This window comes from Azospirillum sp. TSO5 (assembly GCF_003116065.1).
Lineage (GTDB): Bacteria > Pseudomonadota > Alphaproteobacteria > Azospirillales > Azospirillaceae > Azospirillum.
In genome coordinates this window covers 15,428-33,169 of record NZ_LGQY01000136.1, presented here as the reverse complement: position 1 = coordinate 33,169, position 17,742 = coordinate 15,428, and the positions used below count along the sequence as shown (strand labels likewise).

Sequence of the window (17,742 nt, the reverse complement as noted above, 5' to 3'; positions counted from 1 at the left end):
GGATCGTCCCTGTTCGTTCGGAATATCAATCAGGCCGCGTGCAGCCGGTCGACGGCGCGGCGCCAGCCGTTGCGGATCGCGTCGGCATCGACATGCCGGCCGTCGCGCACCACCAGCCGCCCGCCCGCCACCACGTCGTGCACGGGATTGCGGGCGCCGGCGAAGACATAGGTGTCGAGGAGTGTGTTGTCGCTGCGGCCGTAGAGCCGCGGATCGTCCGGGTCCAGTACGACCAGATCGCCGCGCTGTCCGGCCTTGAGCCCGCCCGCCGGTTCCGGCAGGCCCAGCGCCTGCGCCCCTCCGGCGACCGCCGTCCGGTAGAGCGCCGCCCCGGTCGATGTGCCCGGATGCGGTGCCAGCAGGTTGCGTCGTCGCGCGGCGAGGCGCTGTCCGAATTCCAGCAGGCGCAGCTCCTCCGCCACATCGATGACGATCTGGCTGTCGGATCCGATGCCGAAGCGCCCGCCCTGCGCCAGGAACTCGCGCGCCGGGAACAGCCCGTCGCCCAAATCGGCCTCCGTCGTCGGACAGAGCCCCACGACGGCGCCTGAGGCGGCGATTCCCGCCACCTCCGCCGGTGTGACGTGGGTGGCGTGGACGAGGCACCAGGACGGCCCCGGCCAACCACGGTCGAGCAGCCAGTCCACCGGCCGCCGCCCGGACCAGGCGAGGCTGGCGTCGACCTCCGCTGTCTGCTCGGCGACATGGATGTGGATCGGGGCCGTGGGGTCGAGCGCCGACAGTCCGTCCAGCACCGCCTCGGCAGCCTCCGGCGATACGGCGCGCAGGGAATGCAGAGCCAGACCGATGCGATGGTCGCCGGGTGCCGCGCGGCAGGCGGCGGCGATGTTCAGCAGCCGGTCGGGGATGTTGAGGAAACGCCGCTGCCCTTCACCGGCCGGCTGTCCGCCGAAACCGCCCTGAGCGTAGAGCACCGGCAGATGGGTCAGCCCGATGCCGGTGGTGTCCGCCGCAGCCAGGATGCGCATCGACATCTCGGCCGGATCGGCATAGGGCCGGCCGTCGGGGGCGTGGTGGAGGTAATGGAATTCCGCCACCGAGGTATAGCCCCGCTCCAGCATCTCGGCATAGGCCATCGCCGCCACCGCCTGGAGGCCGTCGGGATCGATGCGGCGGACGAAGCCGTACATCACCTCCCGCCATGTCCAGAAGCTGTCCTCCGCCGGTCCGGCCTGCTCGGTCAGGCCAGCCATCGCCCGTTGGAAGGCATGGCTGTGCAGGTTGGGCATGCCGGGGATGACCGGCCCGGCGGCCCGCTCCACCCCAGCAGGCGGCTTGTCCAACCCTGTTTCGATGGCAGCGATCAGCCCCTGCGCGTCGAAGCGCAGCAGCACCCCCGACGCCCAGCCGCAGGCCAGCAGCGCCCGGTCGCAGAAAAGCCGGTCGAGCCGGCGTGCGGCGGTCATCGCTCCATGCTCCCCGTCCCCATCACTTGGCGTCGAAGTAACCGGCCTGGATGGTCTTGCCGATCAGGTTGCAGATGATGCGGCCGGCGGTGATGGCGGTGATGCCGTTGAGATCCTTCTTCGGTGTGATCTCCACGATGTCCATGCCGACGACGCGGCCCTTGGCCACCAGCCCGTGGATCAGGGTGCGGATCTGCGGATAGGTGACGCCGCCCGGTGCCGGACCGTTGACTGCCGGCATGATGGTCGGATCCATGCCGTCGGCGTCGATGGTCAGGTAATAGCGGCCGCCGTCGGGAATGCGGTCGAGCACCGCCTTCATGCCGATGTCCTGCAACTCGACGTCGGGGACCAGCACCGCGCCGTAGGACAGCGCCGCTTCGACCTCTTCTGGCCGGGCGCTGCCGGCGGAGCGCAGGCCGATCTGGAAGATCTGGCCGATATGATCCATTTCGGCGGCGCGGCGGATCGGGCTGGAATAGCCGTTGCGGGCGCCGTTCACATCGTCGCGCCAGTCCAGATGGGCGTCGATGTGGACCAGGGTGATCGGCCCCTGGTCGTCATAGGCGCGCAGCACCGGGATCGGGATGCCGTGGTCGCCGCCGATGACGATGGGCAGCATGCCCTTGGCCAGCATCCGGCGCACCACCGCCTCGGCATTCTGGTAATGCAGGTCGAGATTGCGGGGATCGGCCTTCACGTCGCCGCAATCCACCACCTTGATGTCCTTGCCGCCCAGCAGCGGACCGCCGATGTCGAAGTCCCAGCGCTCCAGCTTGCGCAGCGCCCGCTCGGTGTAGCGGCGCACCCAGGTCGGGGCGTTGGTCTGGTCGTTGGTCACCTCGTCGATCGAATAGGGATCGCCGTAGGGGATGCCGAGAATACCGATATGGCCGTCGAGCTGGTCGATGTCGGTGCATATCGGGAAGTCGAGGAAGCTCTGCAGTTCGCGGCGCGGCGGGTTGGTCAGGCTGGTGCTCATGGCGGCGGTTCTTCTTGTCGGTTGGCGGGACAGCTGGTGGATGAGCCGGCGCGTCAGGCGTCGGGGATCACCGCGATCGCATCGACTTCCACCACCCATTCCGGGCGGGCGAGCGCGCTGATCACGAGACCGGTCGACACCGGATAGACGCCCTTCAGCCACTTGCCGATGGTGCGGTAGACCGGCTCGCGGTAGCGCGGATCGGTGATGTAGACGGTGATCTTGCAGATGTGCTCCAGCTGCGAGCCCGCCTCTTCCAGCAGCATCTTGATGTTGGCCATCGCCTGTTCGGTCTGGCCGGCGGCATCGCCGACGGCGACGCTTTCGCTGGTGTCGAGGTTCTGGCCGATCTGGCCGCGGACGAAGACCATGGTGCCGCGCGCGACGACGGTCTGGCACAGGTCGTTGTCGATCGACTGCTCCGGATAGGTCTTCTTCGTGTTGAACTGGCGGATGCGGGTGTGGACGGTCATGGCGGAGGCCCTGGCTTGGTTGGGAATGGGATCGAAAGGCAAGGGGCTGGCATGCGGCGCCCCCGTTCGGGAGCGCTGGTGGATAAGGCGTTCGGAAAGGAACCGGTCAGCGGGGCGCGGTGTCTCCGTCCGCAAGTTCCGGGAAGACCGCCGCGCGTTCGGCGAGCGTTGCCAGCGGGATGTGGCAGGCGATGCGGTGGCCGTCGGCCGTCTGGTGGACCGGCGGGGCCTGCTCGTCGCAGACCGCCCCCAGCTTGCGCGGACAGCGGGCGGCGAAGGCGCAGCCCTGCCCGCCGGGGGCGGCGGTGGCGTCCTCCAGCAGGATGCGCGGCGCCTCCACCCCGTCCTCCGCCAGCCGCGGCACGGCAGACAGCAGCGCCTCGGTGTAGGGGTGGTAGGGTGGGCGGAGCACGCGGCCGATCGGGCCCTCCTCGCAGATGGTGCCGCCATAGACGACCAGCACGCGGTCGGCGATGTGCGACACCACGGCGATGTCGTGGGTGATGAAGAGATAGGACAGCCCCATCTCGTCGCGCAGCTCGGCCAGCAGGTTCAGGATGTTGGCCTGCACCGAGACGTCGAGCGCCGACACCGCCTCGTCGCAGACGACGAAGTCGGGATCGGTGGCCAGCGCGCGGGCGATGTTGACGCGCTGGCGCTCGCCGCCGCTCAGTTCGTGCGGATAACGGTCGGCATAAGCGGCGGGCAGCCCGACGCGGGTCAGCAGGCCGGCGATTGTCTTGCGCCGTTCCTCCGCGTCCGCCCGGCCGGCCAGCACCAGCGGCCGGTCCATCGCCGCCCCCACGGTCTTGCGCGGGTTCAGCGAGGCGGCGGAATTCTGGAAGACCAGTTGGGCCCGCCGGCGCAGATTCTGGTCGCCCTGCTTCACCTGCCGGGTCAGGTCGGCCCCATCGAACAGCACGGTGCCGGCGCTGGGTTCGGTCAGCGCCAGCAGGGCGCGGCCGATGGTGCTCTTGCCGCTGCCGCTTTCGCCGACGACGCCCACCACCTCGCCGCGGCCGATGGTGAAGGAGACATCCTCCACCGCCACGGTGCCGGCCCGGCGCAGCCAGGGCAGGAAGGAGCGGCTGGCGCCGTAGACCTTGCGCAGATGATCGACCTCCACCAGTGGGGCGGAACGCTGCGCCGGTGCTGGCGGGGCGGACGCGCGGGCCGCAGCATCCTCGTCCGGCCAGGGCGTGCCGGCCAGGGCATCGGCCTTCCAGCAGCGCACGCCGTCGCCGGAGTTATCCGTCAGCATCGCCTGCGGCTGGGTGCGGCAGGTCTCCTCGGCGAAGGGACAGCGCGGGGCGAAGACGCAGGCTGCGGGCGGCCCGGAAAGCTTGGCGACGGTGCCGGGGATCGAGGGCAGGCGGTGGCGCCGTCCGGCGGTGATGCGCGGCAGGGCGGCGACCAGACCCTTGGCATAGGGATGGGCCGGGCGGGACAGCACGCGGCCGGTCGCCCCCGTCTCCACCACCAGCCCGCCATAGAGGACGGTGACGGTTTGGCAGATGCGGTTGACGATGCCGAGATTGTGGGAGACGAACAGCGCGCTGAGTTGGTGGCTGTCGCACAGCTTGGCCAGCAGATCGATGATGCGGGCCTCCACCGTCACATCCAGCGCCGTGGTCGGCTCGTCGAGGATCAGCAGCTTCGGCTCGCAACCCAGCGCCGTGGCGATCAGCGCCCGTTGCTGCATACCGCCCGACAGCTCGTGCGGATAGGCGGCGGCGACCCGGCGGGGATCGCGGATGCCGACCTCGGCCAGCAGGTCCTGCACCCGCACCGCCGCCTGCCGCGAAGAGAAGCCCTTGTGCTGGATCAGCGGTTCGGCGATCTGGCGGCCGACGGACAGCGCCGGGTTCAGCGAGGTGAAGGGATCCTGGAAGACGGCGGCGATCTTGTCCCCGCGCAACGCCCGGCGTTCCGGTGCGGACAAGCGGCGCAGATCGGTGCCGTCGAACAGGATCTCGCCGGAGTCCACCCGGCCGCCCCCGCCCAGCAGGTCGAGGATCGCCATGGCGATGGTGCTCTTGCCCGATCCGGACTCGCCGACCAGACCCATCACCTCGCCGGGACGGATGGCGAAGCTGACGTCGCTGGCGGCGCGCAGCGTGCCGCGGGCGTTGCCGTAGCTGATGGTCAGGCCGCGGACGTCCAGCAGGGGCGTCGGCTCGGGAGCGATCGCCCGGACGACCGACGGCGGGACCGCCGGGCGGGCTTGCGGAGCGGTCATCATCTCAGTGCGCTCCCGTGTTGCGCGGGTCGAGCAGGGCACGCAGCCCGTCGCCCAGCAGGTTGATGCCGATCACCGCGGTGGCCAGTGCGAAGCCGGGGCACAGCGCGATCCAGGGCGCCTGTTCCACGAAGGGGCGGGCCTCGCTGATCATTAGGCCCCAGTCGGAGGAGGGCGGCTGCGCCCCCATGCCGATGAAGCTGAGCGAGGCGCCGAGCAGGATGGCGAAGACCACGCGCAGGCTGGCCTCCACCGCCAGTGGCGGCCAGATGTTCGGCAGGATTTCATGGAACAGGATGTAGGCGGCGCTCTCCCCGCGCAGGCGGGCGGCGGTAATGAACTCCTCCTGCATCAGCTCCAGCGTGATGGCGCGGGTCAGGCGAACCACCTGCGGCACATAGACGATGCCGATGGCGACGATGGCCTTCCATTGCGCCGGCTGGGTGACGGCCAGCACCAGGATGCCCAGCAGGATCGGCGGGAAGGACATCAGCACGTCCATGGCCCGCATGATCGCCTCGCCGATGCGCCCGCCCTTGTAGCCGGCGATCAGCCCGAGCGGGATGCCGGCCAGCAGGCTCAGCGCCGTGGCGGCGACACCCATCACCAGCGAGCTGCCGGTGCCGACCAGGGTGCGGCTGAACACGTCGCGGCCGAACTCATCGGTGCCGAACCAGAACTCCGGGCCGGGTGGCTGCAGCCGGCTCATGATGTTCATTTCGTCATAGGGGTAGGGGGCGAGCCAGGAGCCGGCGACGGCGGCCACCACCAGCGGGGCAAGCAGAAGAATGCCGAGGATGAGCGAGACGGGCAGGTCAGGCAGTCGGCGGCGCGTGGCCAGGCGGACGGGGGACGCGTCGGTCATGTCAGGCGGCCTTCATGCCGTGGCGGATCTTCGGGTTCACATAGGCGTAGAGCAGGTCGGCGGTCAGGTTGGCGAGGCAGTAGGCGGCGGAGACCACCAGGATTGTCGCCTGGATCAGCGGCAGGTCGTGGCGCTGGATGGCGAACAGCAAAAGCCGGCCCATCCCCGGATAGGAGAAGATCGTCTCGATCACCACCACGCCGCCCAGGATCAGGCCGAAGTCGATGGCGAGCACGGTGATGGTCGGCAGCAGCGCGTTCTTCAGCGCATGGCGCAGGATCACCACCGATTCCGGCATGCCCTTCGCGCGGGCGAACTTCACGTAGTTGGTCTGCAGCACGTCGATCATGCTGGACCGTGTCAGCCGGGCAATGCGGGCCAGCAGCATCAGCACCAGCGTGACGACCGGCAGCACCAGATGCGAGGCCCAGGGCAGGAACCCGTCGGAGATCGGGGCATAGCCGCCGGTCGGCAGCAGCTTCATGTAGCTGCCGAAGATCAGCACCAGCACGATGGCCCAGAAGAAGTCGGGGACCGCGATGCCGAGATAGGAGATGCCGGAAACCAGCTGGTCGGTCAGCTTGCCGCGCTGCACCGCCGCCAGGACGCCGAGCCCGATGCCGACCACCGCCACCACCGCCAGCGCCACGACGGCCAGCACCAGCGAGCGGGCCAGCGCCTCCATCAGGATGGGAGCGATCGGCTGTTCCAGCACCAGCGAGCGACCGAGGTCGCCGCGCAGGATGCCGGCCGCCCATTGCCCATACTGGACGATCAGCGGTTGGTCCAGCCCAAGCTTGACCGCGATGGCGTCCACCACCTCCTTCGAGGCGAACTGGCCGGCGATCATCGAGGCGACATCGCCGGGCATCGCCTGCGTCACCAGGAAGATCAGGACCGACATCACGGCCAGGACCAGCGCCAGATAGACGAGACGGGTCAATGTGTAGGCAAGCATGGCAGCATCCCCGGAAGGAGGAAGGGGGAACCGGCCGCCATGGACGCGGCCGGTTCCCGATCGGCCTCAGTCGACCGACACGTCGCGCAGGTCGAGGAACATCATCGGGTGCGAATGGAAGCCGTGCACCTTGGTGCTGAGGCCGTTGATGTGGTTGATGACGTAGGGGATCACGCCCGGCGAATCCTCCACCGCCAGCGCCTGGACCTGCTGGTAGAGCGACTTGGCCTCGTCCTCGCTCTTGGCTTGGCGGGCGTTGTCGAGCAGCGTGTCCATCTTGGGGTTGGAGTAGTTCCACAGCGCGGTGTTCCACGACCCGCGGGAGTGGTACCAGGGATAGACGGAGGTATCGATGGTCGGACGGCTGAAAAAGCCGTCGATGTAGAAGCCGGCCTTACCCTCAATATCCTTCAGGAAGACGTCGAAAGGCACGCGTTGGACATTGACGGTGATGCCCGCCGGTTTCAGCAATTCACGCACGGCAAGGCCGAGACGTTCGCGGGTGGCGCGGCCGGCCGGCGTGTGCAGCGTGACCTCGAACCCATTGGGATAGCCCGCCTCGGCCAGCAGCTTCTTCGCCCCCGCCGGGTCGCCCTTGGCGATCTTCAGATCCTTGTTGTAGTAGGGGTGGCTTGGCGGGATCGGCGAATGGGTCGGCGTGCCGTGCCCGAACAGGGCGATCTGGGTGATCGCCTGCTTGTCGAGTGCCATCGCCACCGCCTTGCGCACGCGCGGATCGTCGAATGGCTTCACCTTGTTGTTCATGATGACGCCGTCCCAGGTCGAGGTCGGGACGGAATCGATCTTCAGCTTCGGGTCGGCCTTGATCTTGTCGATGGCCTCCAGTGGCAGGTTCCACACCATGTCGAGCTCGCCGGTGGTCAGCGCCGCCACCTGGGCCGCCGATTCCGGCAGGATGCGCACCACCACCTCGTCCAGCTTCGGCAGGCCCGGCTCGAAATAGTTGGGGTTGCGCTTCAGGACGATGCGGTCGCCGGGGGCGAAGGAGACGAACTCGAACGGACCGGTGCCGACCGGCTTGGAGGCCAGTGTGTCGACGGCGTCGCGCGGCACGATGCGCGCCTGCCGCTCGCCGAACAGCTCGGCGAAGCCGGCATAGGGGCTCTTCAACTGGAACTGGACGGTCAAGGGGTCCAGCGCCTTTATCGACTCAACGATCTCGAAATTGACGCGGGCGGTGGAGCCGGTCGCCTTGTCCTGGATGCGGGCGATGGTGGCGACGACGTCCTCTGCCTCCAGCTCCCGGCCGTTGTGGAACTTCACGCCTTTGCGCAGGTGGAAGGTCCAGGTCTTCAGGTCGTCGCTGTGCTCCCAGCGTTCGGCCAGATCGGGCTTCACCGTCATGTCGTGACCGATGACGGTCAGGCCGTTGAAGATCAGATAGGCGGCGACATACTCCTGACCGCCCTTCATTTTGGCGGGATCCAGCGTGTTCAGGTTCGAATCCACGGAGACCTTGAGCGTACCCGCGGCCTGGACCGACATCGCCGTCCCGGACAGGAGGATGGCCGAGAGCACGGCCCGCGCCACCATACGTCGCATCATCATGAAAGCCCCTCTGTTTACCGGTCCTTTCGGCGGACCTTGGTTTCTGCTTGATCAAAACGGTCTCACAACGCCGCAGCCGGAGGAAAGGGGGGCGGGAGGGCGATAAACCGGGCGACAATCGGGCTAAAACTTAGGCAATCGACCATATCGCATAGATATTGTGCAGTGCACTCTCGACGAAGCCGCTGGTTTTCCTGAGTTTTCCGCGAATGGTTCGATGAGCCCGCTTGTTGAAAAAGCGGGCTGTCGCTGATCGAGCGGCAGCCCACCATGATCGATTTTCATCGACATCATGAACGGCCGGCATGGTGGGTGAAGTCGAACAGGCGGGACAGGTCGGACTCCGCCTCAAGGTGGCGCAATTTCCGGTGGAAGCGTTCCGCTTCGTCCAGCCCGACCGCGCGGGCGGCGCAGGTTCGGAATTTGGCGGCATGCTCCGCCGCCGACAGTGGGCGGGCCACCGTGCCGCGTGCCGAGGCGCAGAAGCGGACGAAGAGCTCACCCTTCATTGTCTCGATACTCACCTCGGCGCCCTCCGGTGCGGTGCGGGCGCGGTCGGGATCGGCGTTCCACCCGGGATCGACTGTCATCGAGACACAGGCCATGGCTTGGCGCAGCACCGGATCGGCCAGTGCCGCGTCATCCAGATGCTCCAGCGCCAGCGTTCCGTGCAGCATTGCACAGGCCACCGCGAAAGGCAGGCTGAAGCGGGCTTCCCCCGCTGTCACCGGGCGGTGATAGGTCAGGTTGGCGGCCACCACCGGCGGAACCCGGCAGTCGATTGCCCGGATGTCACGGGGCCTGAGTTCCCCTTCCGCCATCACGTCGCGCACCGCGTCGATGGCGGCATGGGCGGACAGGCAAACCGGATAGAGCTTGGTGTCGATGCCGGGGTCCAGCAGGCGCCAGCGCCGGCCAAGCGCGTCCAAAGCCGTCGGATCGAAGCGGTCCGCCGCGATCAGCCGGGCGAAACCGCGCGGATCCTCCACCACCCCATGGGGCACGGTCAGCCCCCGCGCGGCCAACCGGGCGGCCCGCACTCCGTTCGCCGCGGCCTGCGCGGCAAGCAGCGGCTTGGCACCTGTGCCGAAGCAGGCGCGCAAACCCCCGGTCCCGCACAGCGCAAAGCTGATGGCGTCTGCCGCAGTCCGTCCATCCAGCCCGAGAGCCTTCGCGCTGGCGGCGGCAGCACCGACGGTGCCGAACAGCGCGGTGGTCCACCAGCCGTCGTGATAAACCCCGTTGCCGACCGCCTCCGCCAACGCATATTGCGCCTCCGCACCGGCCACGACGGCGGTGAGCAGATCGCCCCCCGTACCGCCGGCCGCCTCGACCATCGCCAGCGCCGTCGGCACCAGGACGGCGGAGCCGTGGACGAAGCCGGCATAACTGTTGTCGTCGAAATCCAGTGCATGGGCGGCTGCGACATTGGCGAAGGCGGCACCCTCCGCGCATAGGCGGCCACCGGTCAGCAGCCGCGATGGTCCCGCGGCATAGCTTTCGCGCGCTTCGTCCGCCGCCAGTCGGGTGGCCGTCTCCCTGGTCCCGGCGAGCGCCACCCCCAGCGTGTCGACGATGCAATCCAGCGCGACGGCAGCGGTCGGTTCCGGTACATCGCTTCGTTGCAACCCCGCCACCCAATCGCCGATCCGCCGGGCGGCGGCGGTGGGGGAAGGGAGATCGTCAGGGGGCAGCGTCATGGCAGGGTCTCCGGCGGAACGTGCAGGCAGGTCCCCCAGGCTGCCGCGAAAATCACAATTACCGTCAGCCGGAGAAATTTATTTCATGGTCGGCATGAGCGGGATTCATGAGAGCATCGGGCATAAGATAGTATGCAATGTGCAGCCGCCACCAAACCTGAAGATGGGAGCCCCATGCATCATCGCGACTTCGATCTGGGATCCCTGGAAGTGTTCGTCGCCGTTGCCGAGTTGGGAAGCATGACCCGCGCCGCCGGGCGGCTGGGGCTGACACAATCGGCCGTGTCGCATGTCGTGCGCCAGCTGGAAACCGCCTTCGCCACCCAACTGCTCGACCGCAGCATCAGGCCCATGGCGCTGACCGCCGCCGGGCAGCGGCTTTGGCATTGGAGCAACCGCATCCTGACCGATGCGCGGCAATTGCCGGCGGCCATCGGTGGAACGGACGCGCCCTTCATGCCGGAACTGCGCATCGGCTGCATCGACACGCTGGCGGCACCGTTCATTCCCCGGCTGCTTCAGCGGCTGCGCGACAATGTGCCGTCCTTCAGCATCGCGTCTGGTTTGTGCGGGCAACTGCGCGAACAGTTCCTCGCCCGTCGGCTGGACGTGCTGTTCACCAACGACAGCTTCGACGACATGGATCAGGTGGACAGCCTGTGCCTGCTCACCGAACCCTTCGTCCTGCTGCTGCCGCGCAGCTGCCCCGAGGTCGTTGATGAAGCCGCTCTCCGAGCATTGTCCCGGACTCTGCCGCTGATCCGCAGCACGACGGACAGCGCGCTCGGCCGGTTGGTGGATCAGCATCTGCGGCGCTTGGGCATGGAGGTGCCGCGCAGCTTCGCCTTCGACGCGACCGACACCGTGATGGCGATGGTGGCGGAAGAGATGGGATGGAGCCTGCTCCCGCCAACCGCATTGGTGAAAAGCCGTCAGCACCTGAACCATATGCGCGTGCTGCCGTTGCCGACTTCCGGGTTCCGCCGCTCGATCCATGTGGTGACCCGGAAGGGGGAGCTGGGCTCGCTGCCCGCCAACATCCATAAGGCGGGATGCGCGGTCATCAAGCAGGGGTATTTCACCGACGTCTTCGCGATCTCGCCCTGGCTCAAGCCGATGATCCGACGCTGAGTGAACCGCACCGGCCCCCCGAGGCCCTGCTTCGGGAACGGGTCTATTCGCCCTGCCAGCGGGGTGGGCGCTTGTTCAGGAAGGCGTCCATTCCTTCACGAAAATCCGCGCTCGTGTAGCACATCACGATCAGATCCTCTCCGGTTCCGGGATCGCCGCCCTGCCGGAGCCGGCGCAACGCCTCCTTGGTCGCCCGCAGGGTCAGGGGCGCGTGGGACGCCACCATCCGGGCGAGCGTTTCGGCGCGATCCGCCAGCGCCGCCGCGTCGGCGACGACTTCCGACAGCAGGCCGATGGCCTTCGCCTCGTCGGCCTCGATCAAGCGGGCGGTAAAGATCATCTCCGTGACGCGGGCGGGACCGATCAGCGCCGACAGCCGGGCGTAATTGCCCATCGACAGGCAGTTGCCCAGGGTGCGCGCGATGGGGAAGCCGAATTTCGCGCTGGCGGCGCCGATCCGCAGGTCGCAGGCGGCGGCGATGCCGGCCCCGCCGCCGGTGCAGGCTCCGGCGACCGCGGCGATGGTCGGCACCCGGCAGCGCTCCAGGGCTCCCAGCACGCGGTCGATCCGCGCTTCGTAGGCCAGGGCGTCCTCTGCCGTCGTGAAGCTCCGGAACTGCGCGATGTCGGTGCCGGCGGCGAAGGCCTTGTCACCGGCGCCGGTCAGCAGCATCGCGCGGATGTCCGGCGTGTCGTCGACCTCGGCGCAGACCGACGCCAGCCGGTCGTACATGGCAAAGGTCAGGGCGTTGCGCGCATGGGGCCGGTTGAAGGTGACGCGGGCGATGCCGTCGCGCACCTCGTAGAGCAGTTCGTCGGTCATCGTTTCATCGCTTCCGGTCATGCCACCACCCGCGCCCGCTCCATCGCCTCAATGGCGTCCTGGTCGTAACCGAGTTCGGCCAGCACCGCCCGGCTGTGCTCGCCGAACGCCGGAGCCGGGCCGCGCACGCCGCCGGGGGTGCGGGAGAACTTGATCGGCAGGCCGAGCGTCTTCACCGGCCCGGCCCGGCTGTGCTCGACCTCCACCACCATGTCGCGGGCCAGGGTGTGCGGGTGTTCGTGCATGTCGGCGATGCTCAGCACCGGACCGGCCGGGACGCCGGCCGCCTCCAGGACCGTAAGCCACTCGGCGGTGGTGCGCCGCCGCAGGATGGCGGACAGCAGCTCATCCAGCTCCGCCAGATGGCGCATGCGGCCGGGGTTGTCGGCGAAGCGCGGATCGTCCTGCAGGGAACGCGCGTCCAGCGCCTCGGTCAGGCGCAGCCAGTTGGTCTGGTTGGCGGCGCCGACGTTGATCCAGCCGTCGGCGGTGGGGAAGGCCTGGTAGGGGCCGTTCAACGGGTGGGCCGAGCCCATCGGACCCGGGCTTATCCCGGTGGCGAAGCGGATCGCCGACTGCCAGTAGGTGTGGATGATCCCCGCCTCGAACAGCGAGGTGTCGACCCGCTGGCCCTCGCCGGTGCGCTGGCGTTCGACCAGCGCCGCCATGACGCCCATGGCACCCAGCAGCCCGGCGGTGATGTCGGTCACCGGGGCGCCGACCTTCACCGGCGGCCGGCCGGGGCCTTCGCCGGTGATGCTCATCAGGCCGCTCATGCCCTGGGCGATCAGGTCGAAGCCGCCGCGGTCGGCCAGCGGTCCGCTGCGTCCGAAGCCGGAGATCTCGCAGAAGACGATGCCGGGGTTGATGGCGCGCATCGCCTCGTAGCCGAAGCCCAGCTTCTCCATGGTGCCGCGGCGGTAGTTCTCGATCACCACGTCGGCGCCGGCGATGAGGCGGCGCAGCACCTGCTTGCCGTCGTCGGTCTTCAGGTCCAGCGCGATGCCGCGCTTGTTGCGGTTCATCGCCATGTAGGCGGCGGATTCGTCGTTGATGGTCGGCGGCACCATGCGGCGGCTGTCGTCGCCGCCGGGGATCTTCTCCACCTTCACCACGTCGGCGCCCATGTCGGCCAGCATCAGGCCGCAGACCGGGCCGGCCATGATGTGGGCCAGTTCCACCACCTTGATGCCGGCGAGCGGTCCGCCCGTGCGCCGTTGTTCCGTATCGGCCATCGCTTACGGGTCCTCAGCGTTTGAGTGTTTCAGTAGAACAGGTCGACCAGCCCCAGCGAGAGGGCGGGCACATAGGTGCAGATCGCCAGCACCAGCAGCAGCACGCCGATGAAGGGCAGGTTGACCTTGGTGGTTTCCCAGATGTCGGTGCGGGCGATGGAGCAGGCGGCGATCAGCACGCTGGCCACCGGCGGGGTCTGCTGCCCGATGGCGAGGTTCAGCGTCACCACCAGCCCGAAATGCACCGGGTCGATGCCGACCGCGTGGATCAGCGGCATGACGATCGGCACCACCAGGATGATCGCCGCCGCCGAATGCAGGAACATGCCCAGGATCAGGAAGGCGACGTTCAGCAGGGCCAGCACGGCGTATTTGTTGGTGGTGATCTCGCTGATGCTGCGGGCCAGCGCCTGGGGCAGCTGCGCCTCGGTCAGGAAGGTGCCGATCAGCGCCGACGCCGCGACCAGCAGCATCACAACCGCAGTCTGCACGCCGCCGTCCAGGCAGGCCTTGCGCAGCTCGCGCAGGTCGAGTTCGCGGTAGATGACGATGCTGATGAACAGCGCCGCCGCCACCGCCAGACCGGCGCCCTCCGTCGCGGTGACGAAGCCGCCGAAGATGCCGCCCAGGATGATGACCGGCAGCAGGAAGGCCCAGGCGGCCTCCCGCGCGGTTTCGCGCAGGCGGGAGATGCGGAATTGCTCCTCCACCGGGAAATCGTAGCGCACCGCCTGGATGTAGGCGGCGACCGCCAGCCCGATCGCGCCGAGCACGCCGGGGATGATGCCGGCGACGAACATCTTGACCACCGACGTCTCGGCCATCACCGCGTAGAGGATCATCGGGATCGACGGCGGGATGATGATGGCGAGGCTCGACGCCGACGAGCAGATCGCGGCCGAGAACTCCCTGGAATAGCCGCGCGTCTTCATCGCCGGGATCAGGATGGTGCCGAGCGCCGCCACTCCGGCCACCGCCGAACCGGAGATCTCGGCGAAGAACATCGACGAGCCGATGACCACCATCGCAAGCCCGCCACGGACGAAGCCGAACAGGGCGGAGGCGAAGGCGACCAGCCGGCGCGAGATGCTCGACGCGTTCATGATGGCGCCGGCCAGGATGAACAGCGGGATCGCCAGCAGCGGGAAGTTGGTGGCGCCGTCGAACATCACCAGCGCCGCGTTGACCAGATTGTCCGACCCCTGGATCGCCACGATGGCGGCCATGGCGACGAGGCCGAGCGCGATGGCGACCGGCACGTTGAGCAGGACCAGGGCGAACAGCCCGCTGAGCATGAAGCCGATGGTCATGGGCGCGGTCCTTCCGGATAGGCGGTGGCGCGGGCGATAGGGGTGGTGGCACTGGTGGCGGCTCGCGGCGGCTCGGGTCGGGCCAGATCGGCACCCAGTGCGTCTTCCAGCTCATGGTCGACGAAGCCATGGCCGCGGGCGTCGGCCAGCACCCTGGGCAGGCGCAGCGCTTCCGCGATCATGAACAGCACGGCGCCCACCGGAATGACCGACTGGGTCAGTTGCAGCGGCACCGACGGCAGGCTGACCAACGTGTCGCCTTCCAGCACCATCAGCACCTCCCAGCCGGTCCAGGCGAGGATGCCGAAGAACAGGAAGACGCTGGCCTCGGCGAACAGCGTCGCCAGCAGGCGGAAGGACGGCGGCATTGCGTTGACCAGCCCGGGGAAGCCGATGTGCGCGCCCTTCAGCGCGGCCAGCGCCGAGCCGTAATAGGTCAGCCAAGCCAGCCCGATCGACGCCACTTCGTCGTACCAGGTCAACGAGCTTCCGAAATAGCGGCAGACGAAGCCGGCGATGATGAGCAGGGTCAGAGCGGAGACGAGCAGGATGACGATGGTTTCGAGCACCCACTCGAAGCCGGTGCGCAGACGGTCGAGCATCACGACGGTTTCCCTCCGAAGGGAGTGGCTGAGACTGGGACGCGGGCTTGGGAGGCGGTCGCCGATGACCGCCCCCGCGGCGTGCCGGCCCTAGGACTTGCTGGCCAGCGCCTGCGCCTTCTTGATCAGCTCGCCACCCTGCGGAACTTCATCCTCGAAGCTCTTGTAGATGCCGGCGCTGGCCTTGATGAAGGCGGCCTTGTCCACCTGATTGACCTCCATCCCGGCCTCCTTCAGCTTCTTCAGCAGGTCCTCGTCCATTTCGGCGGCGATCTTGTAGACGGTCGGCTGGACTTCCTGCGCGGCTTCGGTCAGCGCCTTCTGGATTTCGGGCGAGAATTTCTTCCAGCTGCGGCCGGCGGTCAGATAGGCCGGGGTGTAGACGTGGTCGCTCATCGACAGGTACTTCTGCACCTCGTAGAAGCGGGCCGGGTAGATCTGGGCCAGCGGGTTTTCCTGGCCATCCATCACCCCGGTCTGGAGCGCCACGAAGATCTCGGAAAAGGCGAGCGGGCTGGGGTCGGCGCCATAGGCCTTGAACATCTTGACCCGCCACACCCCCTGGGGCACGCGCAGCTTGATGCCCTGGAGATCCTCCGGTTTGGTGATCGGGCGTTTGCTGTTGGTGATCTGGCGGAAGCCGTTCTCCCAGACGCCGAGGATGTGGTAGCCGTCCTTTTCCGCCGCCGGCACCAGGATCGGCGTCACGATCTCGTCGCGGATGCGGACCATATGGTCGCGGTCCTTGACCAGATAGGGCAGTTCGAACAGGCCGAAGACCGGTACCTCCGACGACATGACGGTGGAAGGCAGGGACAGGTCGATGGTGCCGAGCTTCAGCTTCTTCAGCATCTCCGAATCGCCGCCGAGCTGGCTGGAGCCGAAGACCACCACCTTGGCCTTGCCGCCCAGCTTTTCGTTGGCGATGCGGGCGAATTCCTGGCTGGAGCGGTCGAACAGCGACCCCGGCTCCCCGACATGGCCAAGCTTGATCTCGGTCTGCGCCTGCACCGCGCCCGCCATCAGCGAACCGGCGAACAGGACCGACGCGACCAGCGCCTTGGTGGTGTAGCTCATGACTGTCCCTCCCTTTTTGTTTGGTGTCTCGTTGCGGCGTCAGGCGACGGTGGCGGCCGTCCTTTCCGCCTGCGCGGCGGCTCCACCCTGCAGGGCATCCATCGCCGCGCGGGCGCCGCCCTTGCGGTGGGGGATGCCGGCCAGTTCCAACCCCATCTCCACCCCGCTCAACGTGCCGGCCAGCGTCAGGTCGTTGAAGTCGCCGAGGTGGCCGATGCGGAACACCCGGCCGGCCAGCTTGCCGAGCCCGGCGCCCAGCGACATGTCGAAGCGGTCGAGGATGATGCGGCGCAGCCGGTCGGCGTCATGGCCGTCCGGCAGCAGCACCGCTGTCAGCGAGCTGGAATATTCGGCCGGGTTGAGCGCCAGAACTTCCAGCCCCCAGCCGGTCACGGCGCGGCGCGTCGCCTCGGCGTGGCGGTCGTGGCGGGCGAAGACGGCGTCCAGCCCTTCCTCGTGCAGCATGTCGATGGCCTCGACCAAGCCGTAGAGCAGGTTGGTCGCCGGCGTGTAGGGGAAGAAACCGGCCCGGTTCGGACCGGCCATGTCGGCCCAATCCCAGTAGGACCGCGGCATCCGGTTGCTGCGGCTGGCCGCCATCGCCTTTTCGGAAATGGCGTTGAAGCTCAGTCCCGGCGGCAGCATCAGGCCCTTCTGCGAGCCGCTGACCGTCACGTCGACGCCCCATTCGTCGTGGCGGTAGTCGATGGAGCCCAGCGACGAGATGGTGTCGACCAGCAGCAGCGCCGGGTGGCCGGCAGCGTCGATGGCGTTGCGGATCAGCGGAATGCGGCTGGCGACGCCGGTCGAGGTCTCGTTGTGGACCGCCATCACCGCCTTGATGGCGTGGCCGGGGTCTTCGGCCAGCCGGGCTTCCACCGCGGCCGGGTCGACGCCGTGGCGCCAGTCGCCCGGTACGAAATCGCAGTGGATGCCGAAGCGCTCGGCGAGATTGCGCCACAGCGTGGCGAAGTGGCCGGTCTCGAACATCAGCACCCGGTCGCCAGGCGACAGCGTGTTGACGATCGCCGCTTCCCACGCCCCGGTGCCCGACGCCGGGTAGATCACCACCGGCTGCTCGGTCTTGAAGATCGTCTTGATTCCGTCCAGCGCTTCACGGCCGAGGGCGGCGAAATCCGGGCCGCGATGGTCGATGGTCGGCCGGTCCATCGCCCGCAGGATGCGGTCGGGCACGTTGGTCGGACCCGGGATTTGCAGGAAATGGCGTCCGCTGCGATGGGCCATGAAGGCTCCTCCTCCCTTGTATCGATGATGCCGTGGTGTCGGTGTTGCCCCGGTGTCGGTGACTAGGGGGCAGTATCGGTGCGCCCGGTCGGTGCGCGGGATCCGG

15 protein-coding genes are annotated in these 17,742 nt (G+C 68.1%); 1 reads left to right on the top strand and 14 read right to left on the bottom strand.

Translation table 11 applies throughout. The features are described from left to right. Nucleotides 1-29: 29 nt before the first annotated feature. From TSO5_RS28795 to TSO5_RS28760, 8 genes are all read right to left on the bottom strand, one after another. Complete coding sequence (locus TSO5_RS28795; RefSeq protein ID WP_109154822.1) at nucleotides 30-1,427, bottom strand: formimidoylglutamate deiminase; 1,398 nt, start codon at nucleotides 1,425-1,427, stop codon at nucleotides 30-32. A gap of 22 nt (nucleotides 1,428-1,449) precedes the next feature. Continuing rightward, entirely contained in the window at nucleotides 1,450-2,409 is a 960-nt protein-coding gene (locus tag TSO5_RS28790) for an agmatinase (RefSeq protein WP_109154821.1), read from the bottom strand. A 53-nt stretch (nucleotides 2,410-2,462) separates the two neighbouring features. Further along, nucleotides 2,463-2,882 carry a RidA family protein gene (locus tag TSO5_RS28785; RefSeq protein WP_109154820.1) on the bottom strand — a complete coding sequence of 140 codons (420 nt, stop codon included), beginning with the start codon at nucleotides 2,880-2,882 and terminating at the stop codon, nucleotides 2,463-2,465. Nucleotides 2,883-2,988: 106 nt separating this feature from the next. Further along, nucleotides 2,989-5,124 carry an ABC transporter ATP-binding protein gene (locus TSO5_RS28780; protein ID WP_109154819.1) on the bottom strand — a complete coding sequence of 712 codons (2,136 nt, stop codon included), beginning with the start codon at nucleotides 5,122-5,124 and terminating at the stop codon, nucleotides 2,989-2,991. 1 nt (nucleotide 5,125) lies between these two features. After that, entirely contained in the window at nucleotides 5,126-5,986 is an 861-nt protein-coding gene (locus TSO5_RS28775) for an ABC transporter permease (RefSeq protein WP_109154818.1), read from the bottom strand. Nucleotide 5,987: 1 nt separating this feature from the next. Next, nucleotides 5,988-6,944 carry an ABC transporter permease gene (locus TSO5_RS28770; RefSeq protein ID WP_109154817.1) on the bottom strand — a complete coding sequence of 319 codons (957 nt, stop codon included), beginning with the start codon at nucleotides 6,942-6,944 and terminating at the stop codon, nucleotides 5,988-5,990. A 66-nt stretch (nucleotides 6,945-7,010) separates the two neighbouring features. Further along, on the bottom strand, nucleotides 7,011-8,513 hold the full coding sequence (locus TSO5_RS28765; RefSeq protein WP_247871010.1) for an ABC transporter substrate-binding protein: 1,503 nt from the start codon (nucleotides 8,511-8,513) through the stop codon (nucleotides 7,011-7,013). A 290-nt stretch (nucleotides 8,514-8,803) separates the two neighbouring features. Next, nucleotides 8,804-10,213 carry an MmgE/PrpD family protein gene (locus tag TSO5_RS28760; protein WP_109154816.1) on the bottom strand — a complete coding sequence of 470 codons (1,410 nt, stop codon included), beginning with the start codon at nucleotides 10,211-10,213 and terminating at the stop codon, nucleotides 8,804-8,806. A gap of 174 nt (nucleotides 10,214-10,387) precedes the next feature. On the opposite strand from TSO5_RS28760, the gene TSO5_RS28755 reads away from it, so the two are divergent. Then, nucleotides 10,388-11,344 (top strand): LysR family transcriptional regulator, encoded by a 957-nt coding sequence (locus TSO5_RS28755; protein ID WP_244560961.1) that lies wholly within the window; start codon nucleotides 10,388-10,390, stop codon nucleotides 11,342-11,344. Between the two features lie 43 nt (nucleotides 11,345-11,387). On the opposite strand, the gene TSO5_RS28750 is transcribed toward TSO5_RS28755, so the two are convergent. The 6 genes from TSO5_RS28750 to TSO5_RS28725 all read right to left on the bottom strand — a co-directional run bounded on the left by TSO5_RS28750 (nucleotide 11,388) and on the right by TSO5_RS28725 (nucleotide 17,636). Further along, nucleotides 11,388-12,188: an enoyl-CoA hydratase/isomerase family protein gene (locus TSO5_RS28750; protein ID WP_109154814.1), complete on the bottom strand. Its 801-nt coding sequence runs from the start codon at nucleotides 12,186-12,188 to the stop codon at nucleotides 11,388-11,390. Then, a complete protein-coding gene (locus tag TSO5_RS28745) occupies nucleotides 12,185-13,402 on the bottom strand; it encodes a CaiB/BaiF CoA-transferase family protein (protein WP_109154813.1) in 1,218 nt (405 codons plus the stop codon). The genes TSO5_RS28750 and TSO5_RS28745 overlap by 4 nt, the downstream gene beginning before the upstream one ends. Nucleotides 13,403-13,431: 29 nt before the next feature. Continuing rightward, a complete protein-coding gene (locus tag TSO5_RS28740) occupies nucleotides 13,432-14,712 on the bottom strand; it encodes a TRAP transporter large permease (RefSeq protein WP_199231050.1) in 1,281 nt (426 codons plus the stop codon). Then, on the bottom strand, nucleotides 14,709-15,314 hold the full coding sequence (locus TSO5_RS28735; RefSeq protein WP_109154812.1) for a TRAP transporter small permease: 606 nt from the start codon (nucleotides 15,312-15,314) through the stop codon (nucleotides 14,709-14,711). The genes TSO5_RS28740 and TSO5_RS28735 overlap by 4 nt, the downstream gene beginning before the upstream one ends. A gap of 90 nt (nucleotides 15,315-15,404) precedes the next feature. Further along, nucleotides 15,405-16,391 carry a TRAP transporter substrate-binding protein gene (locus tag TSO5_RS28730; protein ID WP_109154811.1) on the bottom strand — a complete coding sequence of 329 codons (987 nt, stop codon included), beginning with the start codon at nucleotides 16,389-16,391 and terminating at the stop codon, nucleotides 15,405-15,407. 39 nt (nucleotides 16,392-16,430) lie between these two features. Then, nucleotides 16,431-17,636, bottom strand: a complete 1,206-nt coding sequence (locus TSO5_RS28725; RefSeq protein WP_109154810.1) for an aminotransferase class V-fold PLP-dependent enzyme — start codon at nucleotides 17,634-17,636, stop codon at nucleotides 16,431-16,433. Between the last annotated feature and the right edge of the window lie 106 nt (nucleotides 17,637-17,742).

What these genes read in the sequence shown, in the direction of transcription:
- TSO5_RS28755 (WP_244560961.1), top strand. Translation starts at nt 10,388, where the DNA reads ATGCATCATCGCGACTTCGATCTGGGATCCCTGGAAGTGTTCGTCGCC.
- TSO5_RS28775 (WP_109154818.1), bottom strand. Translation starts at nt 5,986, where the DNA reads ATGACCGACGCGTCCCCCGTCCGCCTGGCCACGCGCCGCCGACTGCCT.
- TSO5_RS28790 (WP_109154821.1), bottom strand. Translation starts at nt 2,409, where the DNA reads ATGAGCACCAGCCTGACCAACCCGCCGCGCCGCGAACTGCAGAGCTTC.
- TSO5_RS28750 (WP_109154814.1), bottom strand. Translation starts at nt 12,188, where the DNA reads ATGACCGGAAGCGATGAAACGATGACCGACGAACTGCTCTACGAGGTG.
- TSO5_RS28735 (WP_109154812.1), bottom strand. Translation starts at nt 15,314, where the DNA reads ATGCTCGACCGTCTGCGCACCGGCTTCGAGTGGGTGCTCGAAACCATC.
- TSO5_RS28785 (WP_109154820.1), bottom strand. Translation starts at nt 2,882, where the DNA reads ATGACCGTCCACACCCGCATCCGCCAGTTCAACACGAAGAAGACCTAT.
- TSO5_RS28760 (WP_109154816.1), bottom strand. Translation starts at nt 10,213, where the DNA reads ATGACGCTGCCCCCTGACGATCTCCCTTCCCCCACCGCCGCCGCCCGG.
- TSO5_RS28770 (WP_109154817.1), bottom strand. Translation starts at nt 6,944, where the DNA reads ATGCTTGCCTACACATTGACCCGTCTCGTCTATCTGGCGCTGGTCCTG.
- TSO5_RS28725 (WP_109154810.1), bottom strand. Translation starts at nt 17,636, where the DNA reads ATGGCCCATCGCAGCGGACGCCATTTCCTGCAAATCCCGGGTCCGACC.
- TSO5_RS28765 (WP_247871010.1), bottom strand. Translation starts at nt 8,513, where the DNA reads ATGATGATGCGACGTATGGTGGCGCGGGCCGTGCTCTCGGCCATCCTC.
- TSO5_RS28730 (WP_109154811.1), bottom strand. Translation starts at nt 16,391, where the DNA reads ATGAGCTACACCACCAAGGCGCTGGTCGCGTCGGTCCTGTTCGCCGGT.
- TSO5_RS28745 (WP_109154813.1), bottom strand. Translation starts at nt 13,402, where the DNA reads ATGGCCGATACGGAACAACGGCGCACGGGCGGACCGCTCGCCGGCATC.
- TSO5_RS28740 (WP_199231050.1), bottom strand. Translation starts at nt 14,712, where the DNA reads ATGACCATCGGCTTCATGCTCAGCGGGCTGTTCGCCCTGGTCCTGCTC.
- TSO5_RS28795 (WP_109154822.1), bottom strand. Translation starts at nt 1,427, where the DNA reads ATGACCGCCGCACGCCGGCTCGACCGGCTTTTCTGCGACCGGGCGCTG.
- TSO5_RS28780 (WP_109154819.1), bottom strand. Translation starts at nt 5,124, where the DNA reads ATGATGACCGCTCCGCAAGCCCGCCCGGCGGTCCCGCCGTCGGTCGTC.